This is a genomic window from Rhodococcoides fascians A25f (assembly GCF_000760935.2).
Classification (GTDB): Bacteria; Actinomycetota; Actinomycetes; order Mycobacteriales; family Mycobacteriaceae; genus Rhodococcoides.
This window is the reverse complement of record NZ_CP049744.1, coordinates 4,463,750-4,484,855: the sequence shown is the minus strand read 5'-3', so window position 1 is coordinate 4,484,855 and position 21,106 is coordinate 4,463,750. Positions and strand designations below refer to the sequence as shown.

The following is a 21,106-nucleotide window of genomic DNA, read 5'->3' as shown; positions in this document are numbered from 1 at the left end:
TCGCGAAGGCTGATGACTCGAAATCTGCTGAGCGCGGTCCCGATCACCGATCGAGACCGGCCGTCGGTGTGTCGGACTCGACGCGACCGTCGATCATGCTGACGATGCGGTCGGTGGAGCGCGCGGCCTCGAGATCGTGGGTCGCCATCACCACTGCTCGACGCCCCTCGCTGGCGTGTGCCACGTCCGCCAGTATTTCGAGGATGTTGTGGGAGGTCCTCGAGTCGAGATTTCCGGTGGGTTCGTCGGCGATCAACAGTGCCGGATTCATCATCAATGCTCGGGCGATCGCGATGCGTTGGATCTGGCCGCCGGACAGCTGAGCCGGCCGGTGCTCGGATCGATTCGAGAGCCCGACCATCTCGAGCAGTCGCATCGCGTCGGCCTTGGCCTTCTTGATGGGTGTGCCGTCCAACAACTTGGGGACGGCGACGTTCTCCCACGCGGACATCGTCGGCAACAGGTTGAAGAACTGAAAGACGAAGCCCACCTGGTGGCGTCGGAAATCGGATTGTGCGTTGTCGTCGAGGGTGGTGACTTCGACGTCGTCGAACCGGATGGAACCCGACGTCGGGGTGTCGAGTGCGCCGAGCATGTGCAGCAGCGTCGACTTGCCGGCGCCGGACGGTGCGACGAGCGAGACGAACTGGCCGCCCTCGATCGTGAGATCGATGCCGTCCAACGCCCGAACCGGTTGCTCTCCGGTGGGGTACTCCTTGACCACCCCGGACAACTCCAGCATCAACTTCGCCACGGACGAATCCCCTTGCTTCTCGAATGTATCTTCGACGCTACCTGCCGTCGGATCGAGGAACCGGTCGGAACTCTCAGATCAGGCTGCGCCGCGCGAGGATTCGAGTCGGCGGGCCACCAGCGCGGCCTGCAGGTGCCGGATTCCGGACGGACGCGTGGGGTCGAAGCCGGTGAGCTGTGCGATCCGCTTGAGGCGGTAATCCACGGTGTTGGTGTGCAGATGGAGCTGGCGGGCAGAGCGCTGCCGGTTCAGATCGTGCGAGATGTGGATCTCGAGGGTCTCGAGCAACTCGGGTGACGAATCGAGCGGCTCGAGGATCTGAGTCAGGTGGCGACGGCCGGGGCCCGGACGCGTCAGCTGGTACTCCAGCACGAGGTCGTCCATGCGGTACAGGCCGGACGGGCGGTGCAGCTGATGGGCCAGGGACAGCAGTTCGTGTACCTGATCGGCTGCGGTGGGGATGTCCGCGGTGGCGGCCTGCTCGGCCGTGACGGTGACGGGCACCTCGGCGGCGGTACCGATGCGATGCACAAGAGCCTCGACCCACTCGTCGTCGTGCACACCGGGAATCAGGACGGTGCCGCCCTCGGTGCTCAGCAGGGACAGGGGAGTGCGGCCGCAGATCGTGGCCAGTTCGGCCTGCACACGACGCAGCTTTCTGCGAGCGGCGACCGTCTTCTGGATGTTGGGGTCGTTCTCGTCCGGGTGCGGCGGCACCGAGATGGCGAGCACGAGGTAACTGTCGGCGAGTTCGATGCCGGACTGCCGTGCCATCGACACCGCGTTGTGGCCGCTGAGAAGTGAGGTGACCAGAGTGTGCGCCGCAGTGTGGTGTTCGCTGGCCACTGCTTGCAGTTCTTCGACGTAGCTCTTGCTGGCGGCGATGGATACCTTCTCCGACAGCAGCACGAACATACGCGCGGCCTCGATCAGCTGTGCGGCATCGCCCTCGCCTGCCCGCTTCGACACCAGGTTCCAACCGATCTGGATGCCCTCGTGGTAGACGCTGAGCACGGATTCGAGCGGAACTCCTTCGCGAGCCCACTGGCTGGCCTTGGCGCGGAGCTCGGCCAGGTCGGACTCGGCTGGAGCGCGGCGTTCGTCGAGCATCTGGACGGCGATGCTGATGCATTTGACGGTGAATTCGGTGACGTCGCCGTGGAGCTGTTCGCCCGGCAACGACCCGCAGGGAGTGTTGGCTGCGAAATGCCCTACCAGGAGCCGCGCCACCGCGCGGAAGTCGCGAAGAGGAGCCGACGCAGGCTGACCCGCGACCATGATTCCGAGGCTAGTCGAGTTGTGAACGGTCACAGATCAACCCTTCGTGTTGGATTCTTCAGGTCATTCGGACTGCAAACTTACTCACGCGTATCAACGCGCTTCCACGGCTCAATCTATGCAATCCAGCGCAAAACCGCGGTGTTTTCGTACTTCAAGTTTGTTTCCTGGCCTCTAACAGGATCGATCATAGGTTGTTATCAACGTGTGATCCAGGTTTTCGGCAAAACTCGTTGTGACCTATCTCGAGCGAGTGGCGCAGACGGCTGCGACTTGCCCTAAACAATGCCGAAGCCGTTCACGGGGTGTGCAGCGCACATCTACCTTGATCTCGTTGGGAGTGGGCGACGAAGGGACGAGCATGCACAGTGATATCGGTCAGTTCACTGTTCTCCGGGAGTTGCGCCCGACCATCGAGGAAAATCTCGCCCGTCACCGCGCCGAGTCCGTTCAGTGGGAACCGGCCGACTTCGTCCGTGCCGAGATGTACTGGGGATCGCGTCCCTCGACGCTGACCGAGACCGCGAAAGCCGCATTGGTGACGAATCTCCTGGTAGAGCAGAACATTCCGCTCTACCGCCGGGATGCGGTGGCAACCGAGGTCGGTGCCTGGCCGTCCTGGCTCACCGACTGGAGCAACGAACGACGTCGGCATGCCGCGGCCGTCACCGATTACCTGGTCGCCACCCGCAGCGTCGATCCGGTCGCCCTCGGACGAGCTCGAGCTCAATGTATGGCGGTGGGATTCGACTCCCCGATGAACGGCGCACACCTGCTCCGGTCACTGGTTCAGGTGGCCCTGGACGAGTCGGTCTCGAGCATCAGTCATCGCAACACCGCCGATCAGTGCCACGATCCGGTAGCAGATCGTCTCCTCGGACGCATCGTCGCCGATCAGGAACTGCACGTCCGATTCTTCGAGAACCTGGTTTCGGCAGCGCTCGCCGTAGCACCCGGCCTGACGGTCACCGCCATCACCGAGGTCGTCATGAACTTCCAGCTACCGGGTACCAACCTGCCGGGTTTCGCCCGCAGTGCGATGCTCATCGCGCGCGACGGTATCTACGACCTCGCTCGCCATCTCGACGAGGTTCTGCGACCCATGTTGGCCCAGTGGCGCATCTTCGAGCGGACAGATCTCGGTGCCGGAGCGCGCAAACGCGATCAACTGGCGGACTACTTGGACCATCTCGATGCCCAGGCCGCCACCATCGAGCGCAGCGCCATGCGAACGCAGGAGTACGCAAACGCATTGCGCGCCAGCTGAGACCACTTACCTCGGCGGGGTCCATCGACTAACCTGAACTTCTACGCTTCTGCACGCTTCACACCTCGTACTCGGGGCAACGACCGGAGGCCCCCATCGTGACAGGCTCTCGACCGATCATCGTCGGTATCGACGGATCCGCCGCGGCGGACAAGGCGGTGATATGGGCGGCCCTCTGCGCGCACAAACGCGATCGGCGGTTGCACATCGTCACTGCCGTCGACATGCCGGGAGTTGTCGACCTGAGCGAATTTGCCGGAGAAGCAACGGAATTCGTTGCGACAGCCAAGTCCAGGTTGGTGGCGGCCGAGACTTTGGCCGCGCTGGTCGTAGACGATCCCGCGTTCGAGGTGACGTCGAGTGCCATCGAGGGCGGTGTCATGGACGTTCTCATCGGCGTCTCGGCGCAGGCCGAGATTCTGGTGATCGGTGCCAGTGAAACCGGCGCTGTCACATTGTCTTTGGCGGCTCACAGCGTATCGCCGGTCGCCGTGGTGCGGGGTCGTGACATCGACGGTCGCCCGGTTGCCGAGGGCCCGGTCGTCGTCGGTATCGATGGATCGGACGTCAATCAGGCTGCCGTCGAGTGGGCGTTCGCCGAAGCGTCGGCGCGTGCGGCCGTGTTGATCGCTGTCCACGTGTGGTCCGATGTGGATCTGACGCAATCGTTCGGCCGCGCGCCCAAGGATTGGCACGCCATCGCGGACGGCGAAGAGGCACTACTGGCCGAGAGTCTCGCCGGCTGGCAGGAGCGATTTCCCGAGGTCGAGGTGCAGCGCATCGTGGCTCAGGACCGACCGGTACGAGTTCTCAGTGGCCTGTCCGAAACCGCGGCTTTGATAGTGGTGGGCAACCGGGGACGCGGCGGATTCGGTGGAATGCTGCTGGGGTCCACGAGTTTCGCACTCGTCAACACCGCGGACTGCCCCGTGCTCGTTGTGAGAAAAGCGCTCACATAGCGACGGTCAGCAAAAAGCTCACGTCTTCGATGGCCTCGACGCTGTGGCGGGCGTCGGGGATGACGAGCAAGTCGCCGGTCGAGCCCTTCCACGATCGCTCGCCGCTGATCAGCTCGAGTTTTCCGCTCAGGACCAGGACGGTGGATTCGCCGGACAGATCGTGTTCGGCCAACTTGTTACCGGCGGCCAGGGCGACGACGGTCTGCCTCAGGTGGCGTCGATGACCGCCGTAGACCGTCTGCGAACTGCGGCCACTCGACGCGCCGACGGCAAGCTTGAGTTGTTGACGGGCAAGGGCGGTGAGTGACTTCTTGTCCATGATCGTCAGTATGACGCACTGCCCGCAGTCCTGACGGGGGAATCCTGAACGCGCTCAGGAAGGTTGGGTAGCCTTTCCGTACTCCACGAAGCGAAACCGGGTCTCGTCCACTCGGCTGGTCTGCCACTCGCCGGCCTGCGCGATCCAGCCCTCCGGAATTTCGGGAGCTCTGGTATCGCCGTCGACGTCGAGATCGACCTCGGTGACTTCGAGGTGGGTCGCGATACTCATTGCACTGCGATAGATTTCGCCGCCGCCGATGATCCAGACCGGGTCGTCGCCCACCCTGGCCACGGCGTCGGCGACACTCGATGCGTTCTCGGCACCGTCTTCGGACCACGAGGAGTTGCGGGTGACCACGATGTTGCGACGGCCCGGCAGCGGACGGAACTTCGCGGGCAGTGAGTCCCAGGTCTTGCGGCCCATGATCACCGGATGCTCCGCCGTCGTGGCTTTGAAGTGTGCCATGTCCTCGGGAACGCGCCAGGGGATGCCACCCCCGTCACCGATGGTTCCGGCCCGGCTCTGAGCCCAGATCAGACCGACGAATCGTTCGGCACTCACACCGCGACCGGGGCCTTGATCGCCGGGTGGTGTCGGTAGTCCACTATCTCGATGTCCTCGAAGGTGTAGTCGAAGATCGAATCCCGTTGTGCCAGTTTCAGAGTGGGGTAAGGATATGCCTCTCGGGAGAGCTGCTCGGCAACCTGCTCGCGGTGGTTGTCGTAGATGTGGCAATCGCCGCCGGTCCACACGAAATCGCCCACCTCGAGCCCGGTCTGCGCCGCCACCATGTGCGTGAGCAGCGCGTAGCTGGCGATGTTGAACGGCACGCCGAGGAACATGTCTGCGCTGCGCTGGTACAGCTGGCACGAGAGCTTGCCGTCGGCCACGTAGAACTGGAAGAACGCGTGGCAAGGCGGCAGTGCCATCCGCGGGATCTCGCCGACGTTCCAGGCCGAGACGATCATCCGACGCGAATCCGGATTCGTCTTCAGAGTCTCGATGACCTGGCTGATCTGGTCGATGTGCTCGCCGGACGGGGTGGGCCACGACCGCCACTGCACTCCGTAGACCGGGCCGAGTTCGCCGTCCGGAGCTGCCCACTCGTCCCAGATGCTCACGCCGCGCTCCTGTAGCCACGTGGCGTTGGAATCGCCCCGCAGGAACCACAGCAACTCGTACACGATCGACTTCAGATGGACCTTCTTGGTGGTGATCAACGGGAAGCCTGCAGCCAGATCGAAGCGCATCTGATGCCCGAACACGCTGGTGGTGCCGGTCCCGGTTCGGTCGGACTTCGCCGTCCCGGTGCCCTGGATGTGGCGCAGCAGATCTTCGTACGGAGTCGGAACCATCACGACGGTCATCGTAGCTGCATACTGGACACATGCCGGAATTACCCGAGGTGGAAGCCCTTGCCGGCTTTCTGCGCGAGCATGCCGTCGGTGCCGTGATCGGACGCATCGACATCGCAGCACTCAGTGTTCTCAAGACGTTCGATCCGCCGCTCACCGAGCTGCAGGGCAAGGACGTCACCGATGCTGCCCGTTTCGGCAAACACCTGGCACTGCGCGCGGGTGACCTCTGGCTGATCACGCACCTTTCGCGCGGCGGGTGGCTGCGGTGGGTGGACAATCCCAGCGCCGCGCCGCCCAAGCCCGGCAAGGGCCCGTTGGCACTGCGCATCCATTTCTTCACCCCCGAGGGAGCCACGCCTGCCATCGACCTGACCGAAGCCGGTACCAAGAAGCGACTGGCGGTCTGGGTGGTCCGTGATCCTCAGCAGGTCGCGAGCATCGCGCGCCTCGGGCCCGATGCGCTGACGGTCACCGAGCTCGAGTTCGCCGAGATTCTCGGAAGTACCACTGCGCGACTGAAGACCTCGTTGGTGGACCAGTCCCTGCTGGCCGGCATCGGCAATGCCTACTCGGACGAGATATTGCACGTCGCGAAGCTCTCGCCGTTCGCGTCGTCGAGCAAGCTCGATCCCGAATCCGTCGCCGCGCTCTACGCGGCGATGCGCTCGGTGCTGTCCGACGCGGTGGCGCGCTCGGCCGGACAGGACGCGGCGCGTCTGAAGGGGGAGAAGCGATCGGGCATGCGGGTGCATGCCAGGACCGGACTGCCGTGCCCGGTGTGCGGCGACCCGGTACGCGAAGTCGCGTACGTCGATCGATCGTTTCAGTACTGCGCCACGTGCCAGACGGCCGGCAAGATCCTCGCCGACCGCCGCATGTCCCGTCTGCTCAAATAACGGGTTCGAGCTTCTGGCTGTCGTAGCCGCGGTAGCCGGCCCACGCCTTGCGCCGGTCGCTCCGCGGATCCTTCTGTACCCGGGTGCGGGTGTCGAAGATCAACGTCTTGCGTTCGGCCTCGTCGTACTCCGGCCACGAGTCCAGCGGTTTTCCGTTGGTGGCGAACGCAATCCACTGTGACTGCACCTGCTCGGTGACGTCGGAGAAGGCCTTTCGCCCGCCGGCGAGCGTGAGCGCCTTGCCGAACAGCGTCTTGCTGATGCCGAACACGGCGAACAACTCGAACCCGTGGGTGGCGTCGAGGCCCAGTACCTTCATCGAGCGCGGGGCGAAGTCGAACCGGTAGAAGTACGTCGATGCGTGACGCGAATGCCCCTCGGCCACTTCCAGTGACGGCTTCCAGAAGGTGAAATCGCCACCGAAGTCGATGGCTGAGCGCTCGTTCGGGTAGCCCCGATAGCCTGAAGTGACAACGGCTTCGGCGTCGGGGTCGGTGAGCGAGAACAGCTTGGTGATGCGCTCGGGGTTGGTGGGCAACGCGTCGAGGAACTTCGGAAACAGTGTTCCCTCACGGGCATTGGTGCCGATGATCAGTGGAACGCGGTGCGCGGTGCCGTTCGCGTAGGCCTCGATCGGGCTGACCGGCAGGAAGTCACCGTCGATGACCGGGCCGAACGGGAGCAGGCCCGGAGTGCGGTGCAACGTGGTGAGACCGAGTTTGGTGCCCGCCCGCCCGAGCCGCAGTACCTCGGCGTTCTCCAGCGTCTCGGCAGCGTTGTCGACCGTGCCGCCGAGGTAGCCGACGAATTCGCGTGCCCACTGATCGGCGCGTTCCTTGGTCGTCGTCATGCCCGGGGCGGAGCTCTCGGAAATGGCCTGAGCAAAAAGGCCTTTCGCAGCGGGAACCGCCAGCAGCGTGGTGACTGCGTTTCCGCCCGCGGACTCGCCGAAGACGGTGACGTTGTTCGGATCGCCGCCGAACTCGGCGATATTGCGCTGTACCCATTCCAGGGCCGCAACTTGATCCCGTAAGCCGAGGTTGGAGTCGAACGGCCGCTCGGGAGTGGAGAACTGGGACATGTCGAGGTAGCCCAGAGCGCCGAGTCGGTAGTTGACCGAGACGTAGATGATGCCGTCGCCGTCCTTCAGCGAGCGGCGAACCAGAGAGCCGCCGCCGTACAGCGGGGTGGCCGACGTACCGAGTGTGTACGCGCCGCCGTGAATGAACACCATGACCGGACGCGGATTCGCGCTCGGTGCGTTCGGTGCCAGCACGTTGAGCGTCAGGCAGTCCTCGCTCGACGGCTGATACTTGCCGATCGCGAGCATCGTGCCCCGCTTGTGCTGAATCGAGGCGTTGCCCCACTCGGTGGCGTCGCGCACGCCCTCCCACGGCTCGGTGGGTTGCGGCGCTCGAAATCGAAGCGGGCCGACGGGCGGGGCGGCGTAGGGAATGCCTCGCCAGGTGGTGAGGTCACCGACGGGCTTGCCCTCGATGATGCCGTCGGAGGTGGTCACGCGTGTCGTCACATCCATGTCGCGAGTGTACTGACCGGTCCTTACTCCCGGGTAAGAACCGGCGGGGTTCGGCACCGGGCAGACTCGAATACATGTCTTTCGAATATCGCGCCGAAATCGTGCAGCTGCTGCGAGCGCCGACGCACGCGTACTTCGGGAGATCCAAGGACGGCCCGGCCGAGGTACCGACCGATCTGCCGTCCAGTGTCGAGATCGTGGCCCACAAGGGCATCCGCGGCGATCGCTTCTTCGGCGTCAAGGCGCACACGGAGGCCGCGGTGAGCCTCCTGGCTGTCGAGGCATGGGAGGCGGTGGGAGATGTGCTCGGTGTCGAGGTACCAGATCCGTCCGTGGCCAGGCGCAACCTCGTGGTTCGCGGGCTCGAACTCGACCCGCTGCGAGGGGAGGAGTTTCAGCTGAACTCCGGCGACGGCTGGATCACGTTCCGCGGCGGCCGGCCGGCTCACCCGTGCGCGTGGATGGACCGCATGGTGGCCGACGGTGCGCGCAAGGCGCTGATCGGTCGCGGTGGGCTTCGTGTCGAACCGCTGTCCGACGGCATTCTGCGGGTCGGAGAGTTGGTGGTGCGCTCCCCGGTCGAGCTGGATGCGGCACGTGCAGCACTGTCGGTCAGGCGCGCGCAGCCGATCTGACCTCCTCGTCGTTGCACCTCCGGCGTCGAAGGCGACCCACCTGCTTGCTCACGAAGCAGATCTGTGCCCATAATATGAGTATTGGTGTGACGGATCACACTGAACCGCGCGCCATGGCGTGGGTCACTGAATCCAGCGGGAAGAATTGCCGATGTCCGATATGTGGATCGTGATCAACACCGTCGTTGCCGTGCTGGCGGTGGTGGTCTTCATCGTTCGTTTTCACTTCAACCCGGTGATCTCGCTCGTACTCGGGGCTGCGTACCTGGGTCTGGCGACGAAGCTCGGAGTCGGGGCCACCGTCGACACCATCACGGGCGGCTTCGGCGAGATCATGGCCGAGGTGGGGCTGCTCATCGCCTTCGGTGTGCTGATGGGGTCGGTGCTGCAGGAGATGAGCGCCATCCAGCGTCTAGTCGGCACCCTGCTGAAAACGTTCGGGCCCAAACGGCTTCCGTATGCGCTGTCGCTGACCATCGCGACCGTGTTGCAGTCCATCTTCCTCGACGTGCTGTTGGTGATCTCCGCGCCGCTCGCTCGGAACCTCGCCCCCAAGATCGGCAAATACGGCACAGCGAGAATGGCTACGGCACTGGCCATCTCGCTCGAATGCGGAATCGTGTTCATGGTCCCTGGTGTCGCGACTCTCGCGCTGGCCGGCCTGCTCGGCGTGCCGCTGGGCAAGATGATGATCTACGGACTGATCCTGATCGTTCCGGTCGTCGTGCTTTCGGTGGCCATCATGTCGTTCGTGTTCCGGCACGGTTGGTGGAACGAGGAGAAGGACGAGCAGCAGATCATCGTGGTTCCGGAGCCCGTGGTTCCGGAGCCTGTCGATTCCGACGACGAGCCCCTCGAAACCGGAGGCGGCGTGGCGCAGAAGGTGCGCACCGAGAAGCAGACGTCGCTGGTGGTGTTGCTCTCGCCGCTGCTGCTCGCGCTCGTCCTCATCGCCATCGGTGCCGTACTCGAAGTGGCCGAAATATCGGTTCCGGTGGTCGAATTCATCGCCAGCCCGGTCATCGCGTTGCTCATCGGCTTGGTCGGGACGTGTCTCATCGGCCGCTACCACGTCGGTCAGGCACGAGTGGAGAAAGCACTGGCTCGTGGATTCGCCGAAAGCGGTCAGATTCTGATTCTCACCGGTGTCGGTGGTTCGCTCGCGGCCGTCATCAACGAGGCTGGTCTCGGCGACATCCTCGGCCAATACTTCACGGCCAGCACCGCGGCTCCGCTGTTGATGGTGTGGGTCATCGCTGCCGCGTTGCACATCGCCGTCGGATCGGTGACGATCTCCGCCATCACCTCGGCCGGAATCCTCGCCCCGGTCGCTCCGCTCATCGGCCTCGACCCGGTGTTCATCGCGTTGGCCGCGGGCGCGGGGTCGCTGTTCGCGGTGCACGTCACCAGCAACACCTTCTGGCTGCTGCAGTCCTTGATGGGCCAGTCGACCAGGGGCACACTCAAGACGTGCTCGGTGGGCGTCTCGCTGGCATCGGTCATCGCCATCGCGTTGATCGTGCCGATGAGCTGGATCCTGTGAGCTTGTCTCCTATGAGTATCGAAAGGAACACGATGGCACTGCCGCTCAGCGGAGTTCGAGTGCTCGAACTCGGCAACTACATAGCCGCACCCACCGCGGCACGCATGCTCGCCGATTTCGGTGCCGAGGTGATCAAGGTCGAACGGCCGGGAACCGGAGACGAACTGCGCAACTGGCGGTTGTACTCGGGCACCACGTCGATGCTCTACCGCACGATCAACCGGAACAAGAAGTCGATCGTGCTCGACCTGCGCACCGAGCAGGGGCGTAAGGATGTCGTCGATCTCGCCGCCGAGTGCGACATCGTGCTCGAGAACTTCCGTCCCGGCACTCTGGAGAAATGGGGCATCTCACCGGAGGTGCTCAGCGCAGCCAACCCCGAACTGATCATCACGCGAATCTCGGCCTTCGGACAGACCGGCCCGATGTCGCAACGACCCGGATTCGCTGCTGTCGCAGAGGCATACGGCGGTTTCCGCAACCTCGTCGGTGATCCGGATCGACCACCCGTCCGAGTGGGGGTCTCGATCGGGGACTCCATCGCCGGGCTGTACGCGGCCTTCGGATGTGTCATGGCCCTGTTTCAGCGACAGACTCTGCGGGCGGCGCAGGCACCGGATCAGCAGACTCCGCTCACGCTGGCGCAACGTTCCATCGATGTCGCACTGAACGAGTCGATTCTGTCGATGATGGAATCGCTGATTCCGGACTACCTCGCCTACGGTGTCGAGCGCGAACGGACGGGCGGCCGGATGGAAGGCATCGCACCGTCGAACGCCTACCCGTGCAACGACGGTCACTCGATCATCATCGCCGGCAACGGCGATGCCATCTTCCAGCGCTACATGGAGACCATCGACCGTCCCGATCTGGGAGCCGATCCGGACCTGGCGTCCAACGCCGGCCGATGGCGTCGACGCGACGAGTTGGACGCCGCCATCTCGGCCTGGACCGGATTGCACTCGCGCGAAGAGGCTTTGAAGATCCTCGACGCCGCCGGAGTGCCGTCGGGACCGATCTACACCGCGGCCGATATCGTCGCCGACGAGCAGTATGCCGCCCGCAACATGATCCAACACTTCCAGGTCGACACCGGCGAGGACGAGCCGACCGACGTCGGATTCGTCGGCGTCGTCCCGGTGATCGGTGACGCCTCTCTGCCGATTCGTTCGGTCGGACCGGATCTGGGCGAACACACCCGAGAAGTACTGTCGACCCTGCTCGGCCGCACCGACGAAGAGATGGGCCTGTAGATGTACCAATTCACCCCCGCCGCGCAGCTGCGCGACGTCACCATGCGCGACGGGCTTCAGCTCACCGGCAAGATGCTCTCCACCGAGCGCAAGCTCGAGATCATCAGAGCGCTCATCGAACTCGGTGTACCGTCGCTCGAGATCGGATCGATGGCGCGGGGCGACAAGGTGCCGCCGATGGCCAACACCCTCGAGGTCATCGGTGAATTGACCGCCGAGGAACTCGCGCGATGCTGGGTGTGGGTCGCCACTCCACGTCACGTCGAGAAAGCCGCCGCCGCCGGGGCTCGAAACTTTCAGTACTGCTTCTCCGCGTCGGACTCACACAATCAGGCCAACATCGGGCGTACCACCGAGGTGTCCCTGGCGGCGATGCCCGACGCCGTCGACATCACACGATCGGTGGACGGTGAGATCGAGCTGTGCATCGCGACGTCCTTCACCTGCCCGTTCGAGGGACAGGTGCCGCCGGATCGGGTCATCGAGATCGCCAACGACGAACGAGCAACGGGGGCAACAGATATCGTGATCTGTGACACCCTGGGGCAGGCGGTGCCGGTGCAGGTGCAGTCGCTGATCTCGCGGGTGCGCGCCGAAACTCCGGATCGCAGAGTGGTGTTCCACGGTCACGACACCTGGGGCCTCGGCGTTGCGAACACACTTGCCGCGATTTCCGCCGGAGCAACTATGGTCGACGGTTCGCTCGGCGGACTGGGCGGTTGTCCTTTCGCCCCCGGTGCCAGTGGTAACACCTCGTCGGAGGACATTCTCTTTGCGACGCGGCCGGACTGGTTCGAGCCGAAAACCCTTGCCACCATGGCGACTCTGTCGGAGGAGTTGCTCACCGAATTGGGCGAGCCCATGAGATCGAAAACAGTTCAGGGTGCGCGGTCCGAAGCACGTGCCTTCGAGTGGGTCGTATGAGCCGCATCCTCGTCACCACCGAGATCCCGGCCCCGGGCATGGATATCCTGCGCGCTGCCGGGGACGTGGACCTACGGGAGGTCGATCACGAGCAGTTGGTCGAGGCCTGCGCATCGGGGAACTACTCCGTGGTCGTCTCCCAGCTACGTGATCGGTTCGACGCGGAGCTGCTGGCCTCGGCGTCGATCACCGGGATATCGAATTACGCCGTCGGATTCGACAACATCGACATTGTCGCCGCAACCGAACGCGGCATCACGGTCGCCAATACCCCCGGGGTGCTGACGGATTCGACGGCAGACATCGCGATGCTGCTCATTCTGTCCACGGCCCGCCGCGCCGTCGAGGCCGACGCGTTCGTCCGCTCCGGCTCGTTCACCGGATGGGAGCCGGAACTGCTTCTCGGCAGCGATGTCTCGGGTCGAGTGCTGGGGCTGGCCGGCTTCGGTCGTATTGCCCGCGCCACCGCTCGCCGGGCACTCGGCTTCGGTATGACGGTCAAGTTCTGTCCCCGTCCACCCGGTGATCGCGAGGTCTCCGATGACGAGCTCGGGGAGTTCGCGGGTCGCGTCGAGCATGCGTCCTGGGACGAGATCGTCACGACCAGCGACTTCCTGTCCCTCCATGTGCCGTTGTCGGATTCCACGCACCATCTGGTGAACGCGCAGGTACTCGCAGCGATGAAACCGTCGGCGATCGTGATCAACACTGCGCGGGGTCCGGTGATCGACGAGGCAGCCCTGGTGACCGCGCTTCGCGAGGGCACCGTTGCCGCAGCAGGTTTGGACGTCTACGAGCGCGAGCCGGCCCTCGAACCGGGGCTGGCGTCGCTACCGAACACGGTGTTGCTCCCACACGTGGGGAGCGCAACGGTGTCGGTGCGTTCGGAGATGGCACGGCTGTGCGCCACCAACGCAGCAGCGATGTTCGGTGGTTCGATGCCACCGCATCCGGTGAATCCCGACGCGTGGGGTCACGCGGGGTAGCGTCCGCCCAGGGTTCTCGTGATCTGCTCGGCGTGGGAGATCAGCAGATCCACCCAGGCCTCGCACTGCAATTGCGGCATTCTCAGTGTCGGGCCACTGATCGTGACGGCACCGACGATGTCCGCAGCCGAGTCGAACACCGGAGCGGACAGGCCCGACGCTCCGGTCTCGCGCTCACCGGTAGTGATCGCGTAGCCGTCGGACCTGGTCTGCGCCAACAACGCTCGCATCGTCTCGGCCTCGGTCACCGTCTGCTCGGTCATCGATTCGAGCTCGCGGGAGAGAACACGCTCGGCCAGTTCCGAATCCCACGCCAGCAGGACGCGGCTGGCCGATCCCGCGCTGAGCGGGATGACCTTGCCTACGTACATGTCTCGTCGCAACGCATGCCGCGTCTCGGCGATCGCGACGCACACGCGATAGTTCTGTTCGGGCCGAAAGAAGCACGCCGTTTCGGTCGTCAGATCGCGCATGTCCTTGAGTATCGGGTTGACGACCGACAGTACGTCGAGGTCCTTGGTCGCCGTCGCGGCCCAGTAGGCCATGCGCACCCCGATGCGAATGCGATCGCCGCTCCGGTCCAGAAATCCCTGCTGCACCAAATTGGTGACCAGGCGCTGGACAGTCGAGGTCGGTAGTCCGGTGGTCTGTTGAATCTCACCGAGCGTCAACGAGGGTCGGTCGAACGAGAAGGCGTCGAGTATCTCGGTGATCTTGCCCAGCACCAGAAGCGGCTGTTGCTTCGACGTGCTCTCGGAACTCACCAGTCCAATCTACTCGGTCGTCCGCTTCACCAGGAGATCGATGGGCTTGGTCAGGAACAGGATCATCAGCGACCACAGTCCGAGCGAGGTGAACGCGACACCGAACGCGATCAGGATCAACACCGAACTGATCGCGCCGTTGCGGACGCGCTCGAGGTGTCTGGAATCGGCGGCGACGATGGACGGGTGCCGCGAGACGATGATGTCGGCGACGAACATGGCGATGACGGACACCGCGATATTGGCGACGTAGAGCGTCGAGGAACTCGAGTCGTAGCCGTTCTTCTCGGCGATCAGCTTGGTGGGGAACGGTAGGAAGACGATCGAGAGCAGCCACACGAAGTTCACCCACATCAATGCTCGCGTGTAGCCGATCAGGTTCCTGAAGACTCGATGGTGGCTGAGCCATTGGGTGTAGATCACCAGAAAGCTCAGCACGAACGCGTAGAACTCGACTCCGTGTTCGCGAAAGACGTCGACGAAGCTTTCGCTCTGGCCCGGCTCGGCCAACTCCACGAGCGGAAGCACCAGAAGCGTCGCGGCAATGGCGACCACGGCATCACTGAAGTTGACCAGTCTGTCGAAACCGCGTTGGTATTCTATGTCAGCTCGATCGGTTTGCATGTCAGCATTCTGCTCCCTCTGCGAGTAGCGTCCGGACGATGTCCGATCGACGTACTCTCACCACCGGTCGAGTTGTGTTTCTCGTTGTCGCCGCCGCGGCACCGATGGCGGCCATGATCGGCAACGTACCGTTGGCTCTGATACGCGGAAACGGTGCCGGACTGCCGGCTGCCTATGCGATCAGTGCCGTTGTGCTGCTGTGCTTCTCGGTGGGATTCGCGGCGATCAGTCAGCAGGTGTACAGCACCGGTGCGTTCTACACCTACATCGGTCTGGCGCTGGGGAAGCCGCCCGGTGTTGCTGCCGCATATGTCGCAGTTGTCGCGTATACCTCGCTGGCGTGCGGGCTTTCGGGCGCATTCGGATATTTCACGCATCTGGTATTCGCCGATTCCGGTATCGACATTCCGTGGTACGTCTTCACAGCAGCCGCTGTCGTGATTGTCGCTTTCCTCGGCTTCCGAAATGCCGACCTGTCGGCCAAGGTGTTGGGAACGCTGATGGTGCTCGAGTTCGCTTTTCTGACGGTGTTCAACGTTCTGGTGGTGAGTGACAAGGGAACCGCGGCGGTGCCGTTGGAGTCGTTCACCCCGACGCAGGTGTTCTCCGGATCGCTGGGGATAGCGATGATGTTCGCCTTCTCGAGTTTCATCGGATTCGAGTCTGCGGCACTGTACGGCGAGGAAACCAAGGATCCCAGGCGCAGCATCCCGCGCGCGACGTTCATCGCGGTCACGCTCATCGCCGTCTTCTACGTGCTGACCAGTTGGATCATCGTCGGGGCCGCAGGCGGAGTCGACGCACCGGTGCTGGCCCAGACCGAACTGGGCAATCTTCTGTTCACGCTGGCGCAGCAGTACGGAGGAACCGTGCTGTACGACGGTACCGCGGTGCTGCTGTGCACCAGTGTGCTCGCGTCGTATCTCGCTGTGCACAACGCGGCCAGTCGATATCTGTTCGCCCTCGGGCGCGAGCGCGTACTTCCCGTGCGACTGGGCCGAATTCACCCGCGACACTCGAGCCCGCACATCGGCAGCGTCACCGCCTCGGTCGTTGCTGCCGTGTCGCTGATCGCGTTCGCGGTGACCGGTGCAGACCCGTACCTGATCTACGCCGCCGGTGCCATCGGCCTCGGCACCCTCGGAGTGATTGCCCTCCAAGCCGCTGCGGCGCTGTCGGTGGTGGTGTTCTTCATCGGCCATCCGGATCGCTCCCTGTGGCGCACCGGCATTGCCCCCGGCATCGGCTTCGCCGGGTTCATGACCGGATTGGTACTGGCCGGAACGCATTACAGCATCCTGACCGGTTCCGATTCTGCGGTCGTCAACGCGATCCCAGTGGTGCTGATCCTCGCCGCGATCCTCGGGGTCCTTGTGGCACTGCGCATCAGGCGCGCCGACCCCAAGACCTACGAGGGCATCGCCGCGGCCTACATGCGTCAGTGATCGGTTGTTCGACGAGTCTCGAGGAGCCTGAGCCAGATCTCGCTGACCGTCGGATACGACGGCACCGCGTGCCACAGATCGTCGAGCGAGACCTTACCGACCACCGCGACAGTGGCGGCATGAACGAGCTCGGCGACGCCCGGCCCGACGAACGTCGCGCCTACTATGGTGTCGGTGCCGCGGTCGATCACCAGCTGCGCCCGGCCCGAGTAATCGTCCTGCTGCAGAGACGATCCCGCAACGGCGATGTCCTGCGCCACGATCTCGACGTCGATGCCTTCTTGTCGGGCCTTGGCCTCGGTCAGTCCGACCGACGCCACCTCGACCGGCGTGAACACGACCTGAGGGATCTGTCCGTGGTCCGCCGTCGCGCGGAATCGCTTCTGGTCCAACGGCTTTCCTTCGGCCCTGGCGGCAATGACGTCGCCGGCCACCCGGCCCTGGTACTTCCCCATGTGCGTCAGCGGCGCACGGCCGTTGACGTCACCCACTGCGTACAGCCAGTCGTGACCCGGAACCGACAGGTGATCGTCGACGTCGATGTAGTGGCCCTCGTCGAGTCCGAGGCTCGACAGGCCGAGGTCAGAGCTCGCCGGAGTACGTCCTGCAGCGACGAGAACCTCGTCGGCGACTATCTCGCTACCGTCGACGACGAGGGTGACCGGGCCGCCGTGGATTCGTCCGATGCCGGTGTCGGCAGTGTTCTCTCGTGACACCGACTCGAGGGAGGCGTCGAGCATGATCGCCCCGCCGCGCGTCTTCAGAGCCTCGGCGACCAGTTCGCCGGCGAACGGTTCGGAACCGGCCAGTAGCGACGATCCGCGCACGATCATCGTCACTTTCGCTCCGAGAGAGAGCAACCAGGTGGCCGCCTCCGTCGCGACGACGCCACCGCCGATCACCGCGATGTGCCCGGGCGTCTCGTGAATGTTGGTGGCATCGCGGGAGATCCACGGCTGGGCGTCGCGCAGACCGGGGGTGTTCGGTACCGATGCGGTGGTTCCGGTGGCGAGGACAACGGCGTGACGGGCAGTGAGTGTGCGGCCGTCGACCTCGACGGTCTTGGTCCCGGTGAGTCGCCCATGGCCACGGATCACCGAGATGCCCGCCGACTCGGCCCACGTCACCTGCGAGGAGTCGTCCAGGCTGTGGGTGTAGGACTCGCGTCGGGCCAGAACCGCGTCGGCATCGAGGGGCTGATCACCGACCAATTCTTTGACTCCCGGCATGTTTCGCGCGGTGTCGAGAACCTCGCTCGGACGTAGCAGTGCCTTGCTGGGCATGCAGGCCCAATAGGAGCATTCACCGCCGAGCAGTTCGTGCTCGACGATCACTGCGGTGCGATCGCTGCCCTGTATTGCGTACTGTGCGGCGTTCTCGCCGACCGGGCCACCGCCGATAACGATGACATCGAATTCCGAGCTCTCTGGGGCCATCACTCCACAGTGACATAGGCTCGCCGTTTATGGCGACCACTCGGAACAAGATTCTGATCACCGGAGCGAGCTCGGGGCTCGGTGAGGAAATGGCCCGACGGTTCGCCGCCATGGGCCGCGATCTGGCGCTGTGTGCCAGGCGGGTGGAGCGACTCGACGAACTTCGCGTCGAGTTGATGCACCAGAACCCGAACATCACCGTCTCGGTCCGTGCCCTCGACGTCACCGATCACGACGCAGTGGGCGAGGTGTTCGGTACGTTGCGAGACGAACTGGGCGGACTCGATCGCGTCATCGTCAATGCCGGGCTCGGCAAGGGCGCGAAGATCGGCACCGGGCGGGCCGAGGCCAACCTGGAGACCGCGCGCACCAACTTCGTCGGGGCCCTGTCGCAGGCCGAGGCCGCACTCTCGATCTTCCGAGAGCAGAAGCGCGGGCACCTGGTGTTCGTCTCGTCCATCAGCGCAGACCGGGGACTGCCGGGAGCCAAAGCGGCCTACTCGGCGAGCAAGGCTGCCGTGGCCTCGCTGGGCGAATCGCTGGCGACCGAACTGGCGCGAACCGACATTGCCGTCACCACGTTGCTGCCGGGCTTCATCGCCACCGACATGTCTGCCAAGGCGGGCGACAGTGCCGCTCTCACAGCCACTCTGGACCAGGGGGTGACCGCCATGGTCGACGCGATCGAGAGCGAAACCCGCCGCGCCGCGCTGCCCGGCCTCAAGTGGCGAGGCATCGACGCGGCGCTGCGGTTCCTGCCGAACGTGCTGACGGATCGAATGGTGTAATTACTGGCGGGAGTGGAGCCTGCAGGAACGACCAGATCTATTGCAGGTAGCCCTCGACCTGGTTGACGCTGTTGGCGGTTGCGGTATCGGGATCCTTACCGGCGTCGATGCGTGCGCGGCGCTGGCGCAGCAGGTCCCAGCACTGATCGAGGGCGTGCTCGAGGGAGGCCAATTCGGCCTTCTCGGTAGTCGGGTCGATGTCGCCGGCCTGGGTCTCGCTGCGGAGCTTGTGCTCGGTGGCGATGAGCTGCTGGATCTTGGTGTGAATATCGTGCTCGTTCATGGCGACCACGGTAGACCTACCAGGGTTTACCGGCCAGGTTTCGCGTGGCGAGAGCTCGTTGTACCGCTGAGGTGAGCTCGGCCGACGAACCGACCAGGGCGTCGTCGGTGCACACGAGAGAGAGTGTGTAGTTGCCGTTCATTCGAGAGATGTAGGTCGACATTCTGATGGTGGACACCGCGCCCGACGGATTCGGGTGGATCGCACGGGTGGCCAGCCCACCCGATCGGTGGGGTCCGAGGGTGGTGACGGCACTCGGGATGTCGCCGATGTTGGAGCACAACACTTCTCCGCGTCCCGGTGTCGATGTCAGTTTCGCGGCGATGCGGTGGGGGAGCAGCTGAACGATCTCCGGTGGATAGCCGGCCGGCGCTCCGACGGGAGCTCCGAATGCGGCCTTGCAGGCGATTCGGATGTCCGCAGGCGAGTCGTTTCCACGGACGGCGACGGTGGCCATCCCGATCGAGTTGGCATCACCGGATCCGGTGCGGAAGGGGATGTCGACGGTGACGGCGGGTGAGCCGAGTTCGCTCATCGTGGCGGCCACAACGGAGACGAACAAGGAATTGGCCGAACCGCCGACACGCTCTGCCGTCGAATCCCATTCTGCGGCATCGATATCGACGATCACCGCGTGCATCTGCCGCGCCCGGTGCGGTGTGACGCCACCGGTGTCGGCGGTGGTGAACGCACGCAGTTCGGCTCGGGCCTTCTTGCTGACCCACAACCTCGCCGTCGCTGCGATGGATCGAGCGAGGACGGTCAGGATCATCGCGATCGCGTCTCGGGCGTCCGAGCCCGGATGCGGGACGGGCACGGGCCTTGTGTCACCGGAGAATGCCTGTGCGGCAGCATCTATGAGACCCCGCGCATCGGCCAACGCGTGTGAGCAGACCAACGACACCACGGTGCCGCCGTGTGTGAGGGGAGCGGCCGTCAATCGCCAACCGGGACCGTACTGCGGGTCGAGTGGAACGTCGGCCTGGGTATCGGCCCATCCGATGACGTCGTCGACGGCATCGGTGCCGTACTCGAGCGGCAGCGACTCAGGTGAGATGTCCCAGCGGAGTCGGGCACCGGGTATCCGGGGCTTGCCGACTCTGCGGCCGAGTTGCCCGACGGCCAATTCTTGATGTACCCGGCCGAGTTCTTGCCTCGTCACCGTCTCGGTGGTACGCCAGATGCCCTGCAGTGCAATCGGAATGCCATATCCGCGATGGGTGCGGAGGAAGATCTCGTCGATCACCGACAGGCGCGTCGAGATCACGGACTCGGGGTGCCGTGGCGTCCCGCGCCCGAGACGAACTTGCTCGCGCCGGAGAGCGCGTCGGCGGTGATCGAGATGGCACCGTGTCGAAACTCGTTCTTCAGCGCGGACTCCTCGTCGAGGCCGTCCTGCTCGAGAACGGACAATCGATCCTCACGCATGCACGTCTGGGGTAGCAGAGCGAGTTCGGCGGCCAAGGCCTCCGCTTCGGAGCGGGCACGCCCGACCGGAACGACTCGGGTGATCAGTCCGATGTTCAGAGCTTCCTGGGCATCGACGGCGCGACCGGTGAGGATCATGTCCATCGCTCGACCGGTACCGATGATGCGCGGCAATCGCACTGTGCCGCCGTCGATCAACGGAACGCCCCACCGGCGGCAGAACACGCCGAACGTGGCGTCGTCCTCGGCGATGCGTAGGTCGCACCACAGTGCCAGCTCGAGTCCGCCCGCGACGGCGTACCCGGAGACCGCCGCGATGACCGGCTTGGACAACCGCATTCGCGTCGGACCCATCGGGCCGTCACCGTGTTCGGTCGCGTGGTTCGAGCGGGATGTGCCGAGCGCCTCGAGGTCGGCTCCCGAGCAGAACGTGCCACCCTCGCCCCACAGCACCGCCACCGATGCGGCCTCGTCGGCGTCGAACTCTTCGAATGCCTGAGTCAGCTCTTGGGCCGTGGGGCCGTCGACGGCGTTCCGCACCTCCGGGCGCGACAGAACGATCGTGGTGACGGGGCCTGATCGTTCGATCCGTACCGGCATGTCTGTGAACCCTACTCGAGTTCTCT

At 64.5% G+C, this 21,106-nt stretch carries 22 protein-coding genes; 10 read left to right on the top strand and 12 right to left on the bottom strand.

Annotation, left to right across the window (positions count from 1 at the left end):
- Positions 1-43: 43 nt before the first annotated feature.
- Both BH93_RS21010 and BH93_RS21005 read right to left on the bottom strand, forming a co-directional pair.
- Positions 44-745 (bottom strand): ABC transporter ATP-binding protein, encoded by a 702-nt coding sequence (locus tag BH93_RS21010; RefSeq protein ID WP_037176793.1) that lies wholly within the window; start codon positions 743-745, stop codon positions 44-46.
- 87 nt (positions 746-832) lie between these two features.
- Positions 833-2,065: a PucR family transcriptional regulator gene (locus tag BH93_RS21005; RefSeq protein WP_032377353.1), complete on the bottom strand. Its 1,233-nt coding sequence runs from the start codon at positions 2,063-2,065 to the stop codon at positions 833-835.
- A gap of 328 nt (positions 2,066-2,393) precedes the next feature.
- Here BH93_RS21005 and BH93_RS21000 point away from each other — a divergent pair, with 328 nt between their 5' ends.
- Both BH93_RS21000 and BH93_RS20995 read left to right on the top strand, forming a co-directional pair.
- Positions 2,394-3,299 carry an acyl-ACP desaturase gene (locus BH93_RS21000; RefSeq protein WP_037176791.1) on the top strand — a complete coding sequence of 302 codons (906 nt, stop codon included), beginning with the start codon at positions 2,394-2,396 and terminating at the stop codon, positions 3,297-3,299.
- Between the two features lie 98 nt (positions 3,300-3,397).
- A complete protein-coding gene (locus BH93_RS20995) occupies positions 3,398-4,258 on the top strand; it encodes a universal stress protein (protein ID WP_032377352.1) in 861 nt (286 codons plus the stop codon).
- On the opposite strand, the gene BH93_RS20990 is transcribed toward BH93_RS20995, so the two are convergent.
- The 3 genes from BH93_RS20990 to BH93_RS20980 are packed head-to-tail and all read right to left on the bottom strand — an operon-like array spanning position 4,251 to position 5,938.
- The gene (locus BH93_RS20990) at positions 4,251-4,577 is read right to left on the bottom strand and encodes a cupin domain-containing protein (protein ID WP_032377351.1); all 327 of its coding nucleotides are present in this window, start codon (positions 4,575-4,577) and stop codon (positions 4,251-4,253) included. The two genes, BH93_RS20995 and BH93_RS20990, sit on opposite strands and share 8 nt — an antisense overlap.
- Positions 4,578-4,631: 54 nt before the next feature.
- Positions 4,632-5,141 carry a dihydrofolate reductase gene (locus BH93_RS20985; protein ID WP_037175476.1) on the bottom strand — a complete coding sequence of 170 codons (510 nt, stop codon included), beginning with the start codon at positions 5,139-5,141 and terminating at the stop codon, positions 4,632-4,634.
- A complete protein-coding gene (locus BH93_RS20980) occupies positions 5,138-5,938 on the bottom strand; it encodes a thymidylate synthase (protein ID WP_037176789.1) in 801 nt (266 codons plus the stop codon). The genes BH93_RS20985 and BH93_RS20980 overlap by 4 nt, the downstream gene beginning before the upstream one ends.
- 29 nt (positions 5,939-5,967) lie before the next feature.
- On the opposite strand from BH93_RS20980, the gene BH93_RS20975 reads away from it, so the two are divergent.
- Positions 5,968-6,834 (top strand): DNA-formamidopyrimidine glycosylase family protein, encoded by an 867-nt coding sequence (locus BH93_RS20975; RefSeq protein ID WP_037175475.1) that lies wholly within the window; start codon positions 5,968-5,970, stop codon positions 6,832-6,834.
- On the opposite strand, the gene BH93_RS20970 is transcribed toward BH93_RS20975, so the two are convergent.
- On the bottom strand, positions 6,827-8,371 hold the full coding sequence (locus BH93_RS20970) for a carboxylesterase/lipase family protein (RefSeq protein ID WP_037175474.1): 1,545 nt from the start codon (positions 8,369-8,371) through the stop codon (positions 6,827-6,829). The two genes, BH93_RS20975 and BH93_RS20970, sit on opposite strands and share 8 nt — an antisense overlap.
- Before the next feature lie 74 nt (positions 8,372-8,445).
- On the opposite strand from BH93_RS20970, the gene BH93_RS20965 reads away from it, so the two are divergent.
- The 5 genes from BH93_RS20965 (at position 8,446) to BH93_RS20945 (ending at position 13,712) form a co-directional block, all read left to right on the top strand.
- The gene (locus BH93_RS20965; RefSeq protein WP_037175473.1) at positions 8,446-9,006 is read left to right on the top strand and encodes an MOSC domain-containing protein; all 561 of its coding nucleotides are present in this window, start codon (positions 8,446-8,448) and stop codon (positions 9,004-9,006) included.
- A 151-nt stretch (positions 9,007-9,157) separates the two neighbouring features.
- A complete protein-coding gene (locus BH93_RS20960) occupies positions 9,158-10,549 on the top strand; it encodes a GntP family permease (RefSeq protein WP_037175472.1) in 1,392 nt (463 codons plus the stop codon).
- A gap of 11 nt (positions 10,550-10,560) precedes the next feature.
- Positions 10,561-11,802, top strand: coding sequence for a CaiB/BaiF CoA transferase family protein (locus BH93_RS20955; protein WP_037175471.1), 1,242 nt, complete (start codon positions 10,561-10,563; stop codon positions 11,800-11,802).
- Positions 11,803-12,726, top strand: coding sequence for a hydroxymethylglutaryl-CoA lyase (locus BH93_RS20950; protein WP_037175470.1), 924 nt, complete (start codon positions 11,803-11,805; stop codon positions 12,724-12,726).
- Positions 12,723-13,712 carry a 2-hydroxyacid dehydrogenase gene (locus BH93_RS20945; RefSeq protein ID WP_037175469.1) on the top strand — a complete coding sequence of 330 codons (990 nt, stop codon included), beginning with the start codon at positions 12,723-12,725 and terminating at the stop codon, positions 13,710-13,712. The genes BH93_RS20950 and BH93_RS20945 overlap by 4 nt, the downstream gene beginning before the upstream one ends.
- On the opposite strand, the gene BH93_RS20940 is transcribed toward BH93_RS20945, so the two are convergent.
- Positions 13,700-14,479, bottom strand: a complete 780-nt coding sequence (locus tag BH93_RS20940; RefSeq protein WP_037175468.1) for an IclR family transcriptional regulator — start codon at positions 14,477-14,479, stop codon at positions 13,700-13,702. The two genes, BH93_RS20945 and BH93_RS20940, sit on opposite strands and share 13 nt — an antisense overlap.
- Positions 14,480-14,485: 6 nt before the next feature.
- Positions 14,486-15,100, bottom strand: coding sequence for a TMEM175 family protein (locus BH93_RS20935; RefSeq protein WP_052065397.1), 615 nt, complete (start codon positions 15,098-15,100; stop codon positions 14,486-14,488).
- Positions 15,101-15,138: 38 nt separating this feature from the next.
- Here BH93_RS20935 and BH93_RS20930 point away from each other — a divergent pair, with 38 nt between their 5' ends.
- A complete protein-coding gene (locus BH93_RS20930; protein WP_037175467.1) occupies positions 15,139-16,545 on the top strand; it encodes an APC family permease in 1,407 nt (468 codons plus the stop codon).
- Here the strand turns inward: BH93_RS20930 and BH93_RS20925 are convergent.
- Positions 16,539-17,981, bottom strand: coding sequence for a dihydrolipoyl dehydrogenase family protein (locus BH93_RS20925; protein ID WP_037175464.1), 1,443 nt, complete (start codon positions 17,979-17,981; stop codon positions 16,539-16,541). The two genes, BH93_RS20930 and BH93_RS20925, sit on opposite strands and share 7 nt — an antisense overlap.
- Positions 17,982-18,010: 29 nt before the next feature.
- On the opposite strand from BH93_RS20925, the gene BH93_RS20920 reads away from it, so the two are divergent.
- Positions 18,011-18,769 (top strand): SDR family oxidoreductase, encoded by a 759-nt coding sequence (locus BH93_RS20920; RefSeq protein ID WP_032377338.1) that lies wholly within the window; start codon positions 18,011-18,013, stop codon positions 18,767-18,769.
- Between the two features lie 37 nt (positions 18,770-18,806).
- On the opposite strand, the gene BH93_RS20915 is transcribed toward BH93_RS20920, so the two are convergent.
- From BH93_RS20915 to BH93_RS20905, 3 genes are read right to left on the bottom strand one after another with little or no spacing between them, the layout of a single operon-like run.
- Positions 18,807-19,052 carry a DUF2630 family protein gene (locus BH93_RS20915; protein ID WP_032378297.1) on the bottom strand — a complete coding sequence of 82 codons (246 nt, stop codon included), beginning with the start codon at positions 19,050-19,052 and terminating at the stop codon, positions 18,807-18,809.
- Between the two features lie 16 nt (positions 19,053-19,068).
- Entirely contained in the window at positions 19,069-20,319 is a 1,251-nt protein-coding gene (locus BH93_RS20910) for a hypothetical protein (protein ID WP_052065395.1), read from the bottom strand.
- Positions 20,316-21,080, bottom strand: coding sequence for a crotonase/enoyl-CoA hydratase family protein (locus BH93_RS20905; protein WP_037175462.1), 765 nt, complete (start codon positions 21,078-21,080; stop codon positions 20,316-20,318). Before BH93_RS20905 ends, BH93_RS20910 begins: the two co-directional genes overlap by 4 nt.
- Between the last annotated feature and the right edge of the window lie 26 nt (positions 21,081-21,106).

Coding starts and splice junctions, on each gene's coding strand:
- BH93_RS21000 (WP_037176791.1), top strand. CDS start 2,394: ATGCACAGTGATATCGGTCAGTTCACTGTTCTCCGGGAGTTGCGCCCG.
- BH93_RS20990 (WP_032377351.1), bottom strand. CDS start 4,577: ATGGACAAGAAGTCACTCACCGCCCTTGCCCGTCAACAACTCAAGCTT.
- BH93_RS20975 (WP_037175475.1), top strand. CDS start 5,968: ATGCCGGAATTACCCGAGGTGGAAGCCCTTGCCGGCTTTCTGCGCGAG.
- BH93_RS20970 (WP_037175474.1), bottom strand. CDS start 8,371: ATGGATGTGACGACACGCGTGACCACCTCCGACGGCATCATCGAGGGC.
- BH93_RS20965 (WP_037175473.1), top strand. CDS start 8,446: ATGTCTTTCGAATATCGCGCCGAAATCGTGCAGCTGCTGCGAGCGCCG.
- BH93_RS20960 (WP_037175472.1), top strand. CDS start 9,158: ATGTCCGATATGTGGATCGTGATCAACACCGTCGTTGCCGTGCTGGCG.
- BH93_RS20955 (WP_037175471.1), top strand. CDS start 10,561: ATGAGTATCGAAAGGAACACGATGGCACTGCCGCTCAGCGGAGTTCGA.
- BH93_RS20950 (WP_037175470.1), top strand. CDS start 11,803: ATGTACCAATTCACCCCCGCCGCGCAGCTGCGCGACGTCACCATGCGC.
- BH93_RS20945 (WP_037175469.1), top strand. CDS start 12,723: ATGAGCCGCATCCTCGTCACCACCGAGATCCCGGCCCCGGGCATGGAT.
- BH93_RS20935 (WP_052065397.1), bottom strand. CDS start 15,100: ATGCAAACCGATCGAGCTGACATAGAATACCAACGCGGTTTCGACAGA.
- BH93_RS20930 (WP_037175467.1), top strand. CDS start 15,139: ATGTCCGATCGACGTACTCTCACCACCGGTCGAGTTGTGTTTCTCGTT.
- BH93_RS20925 (WP_037175464.1), bottom strand. CDS start 17,981: ATGGCCCCAGAGAGCTCGGAATTCGATGTCATCGTTATCGGCGGTGGC.
- BH93_RS20920 (WP_032377338.1), top strand. CDS start 18,011: ATGGCGACCACTCGGAACAAGATTCTGATCACCGGAGCGAGCTCGGGG.
- BH93_RS20915 (WP_032378297.1), bottom strand. CDS start 19,052: ATGAACGAGCACGATATTCACACCAAGATCCAGCAGCTCATCGCCACC.
- BH93_RS20905 (WP_037175462.1), bottom strand. CDS start 21,080: ATGCCGGTACGGATCGAACGATCAGGCCCCGTCACCACGATCGTTCTG.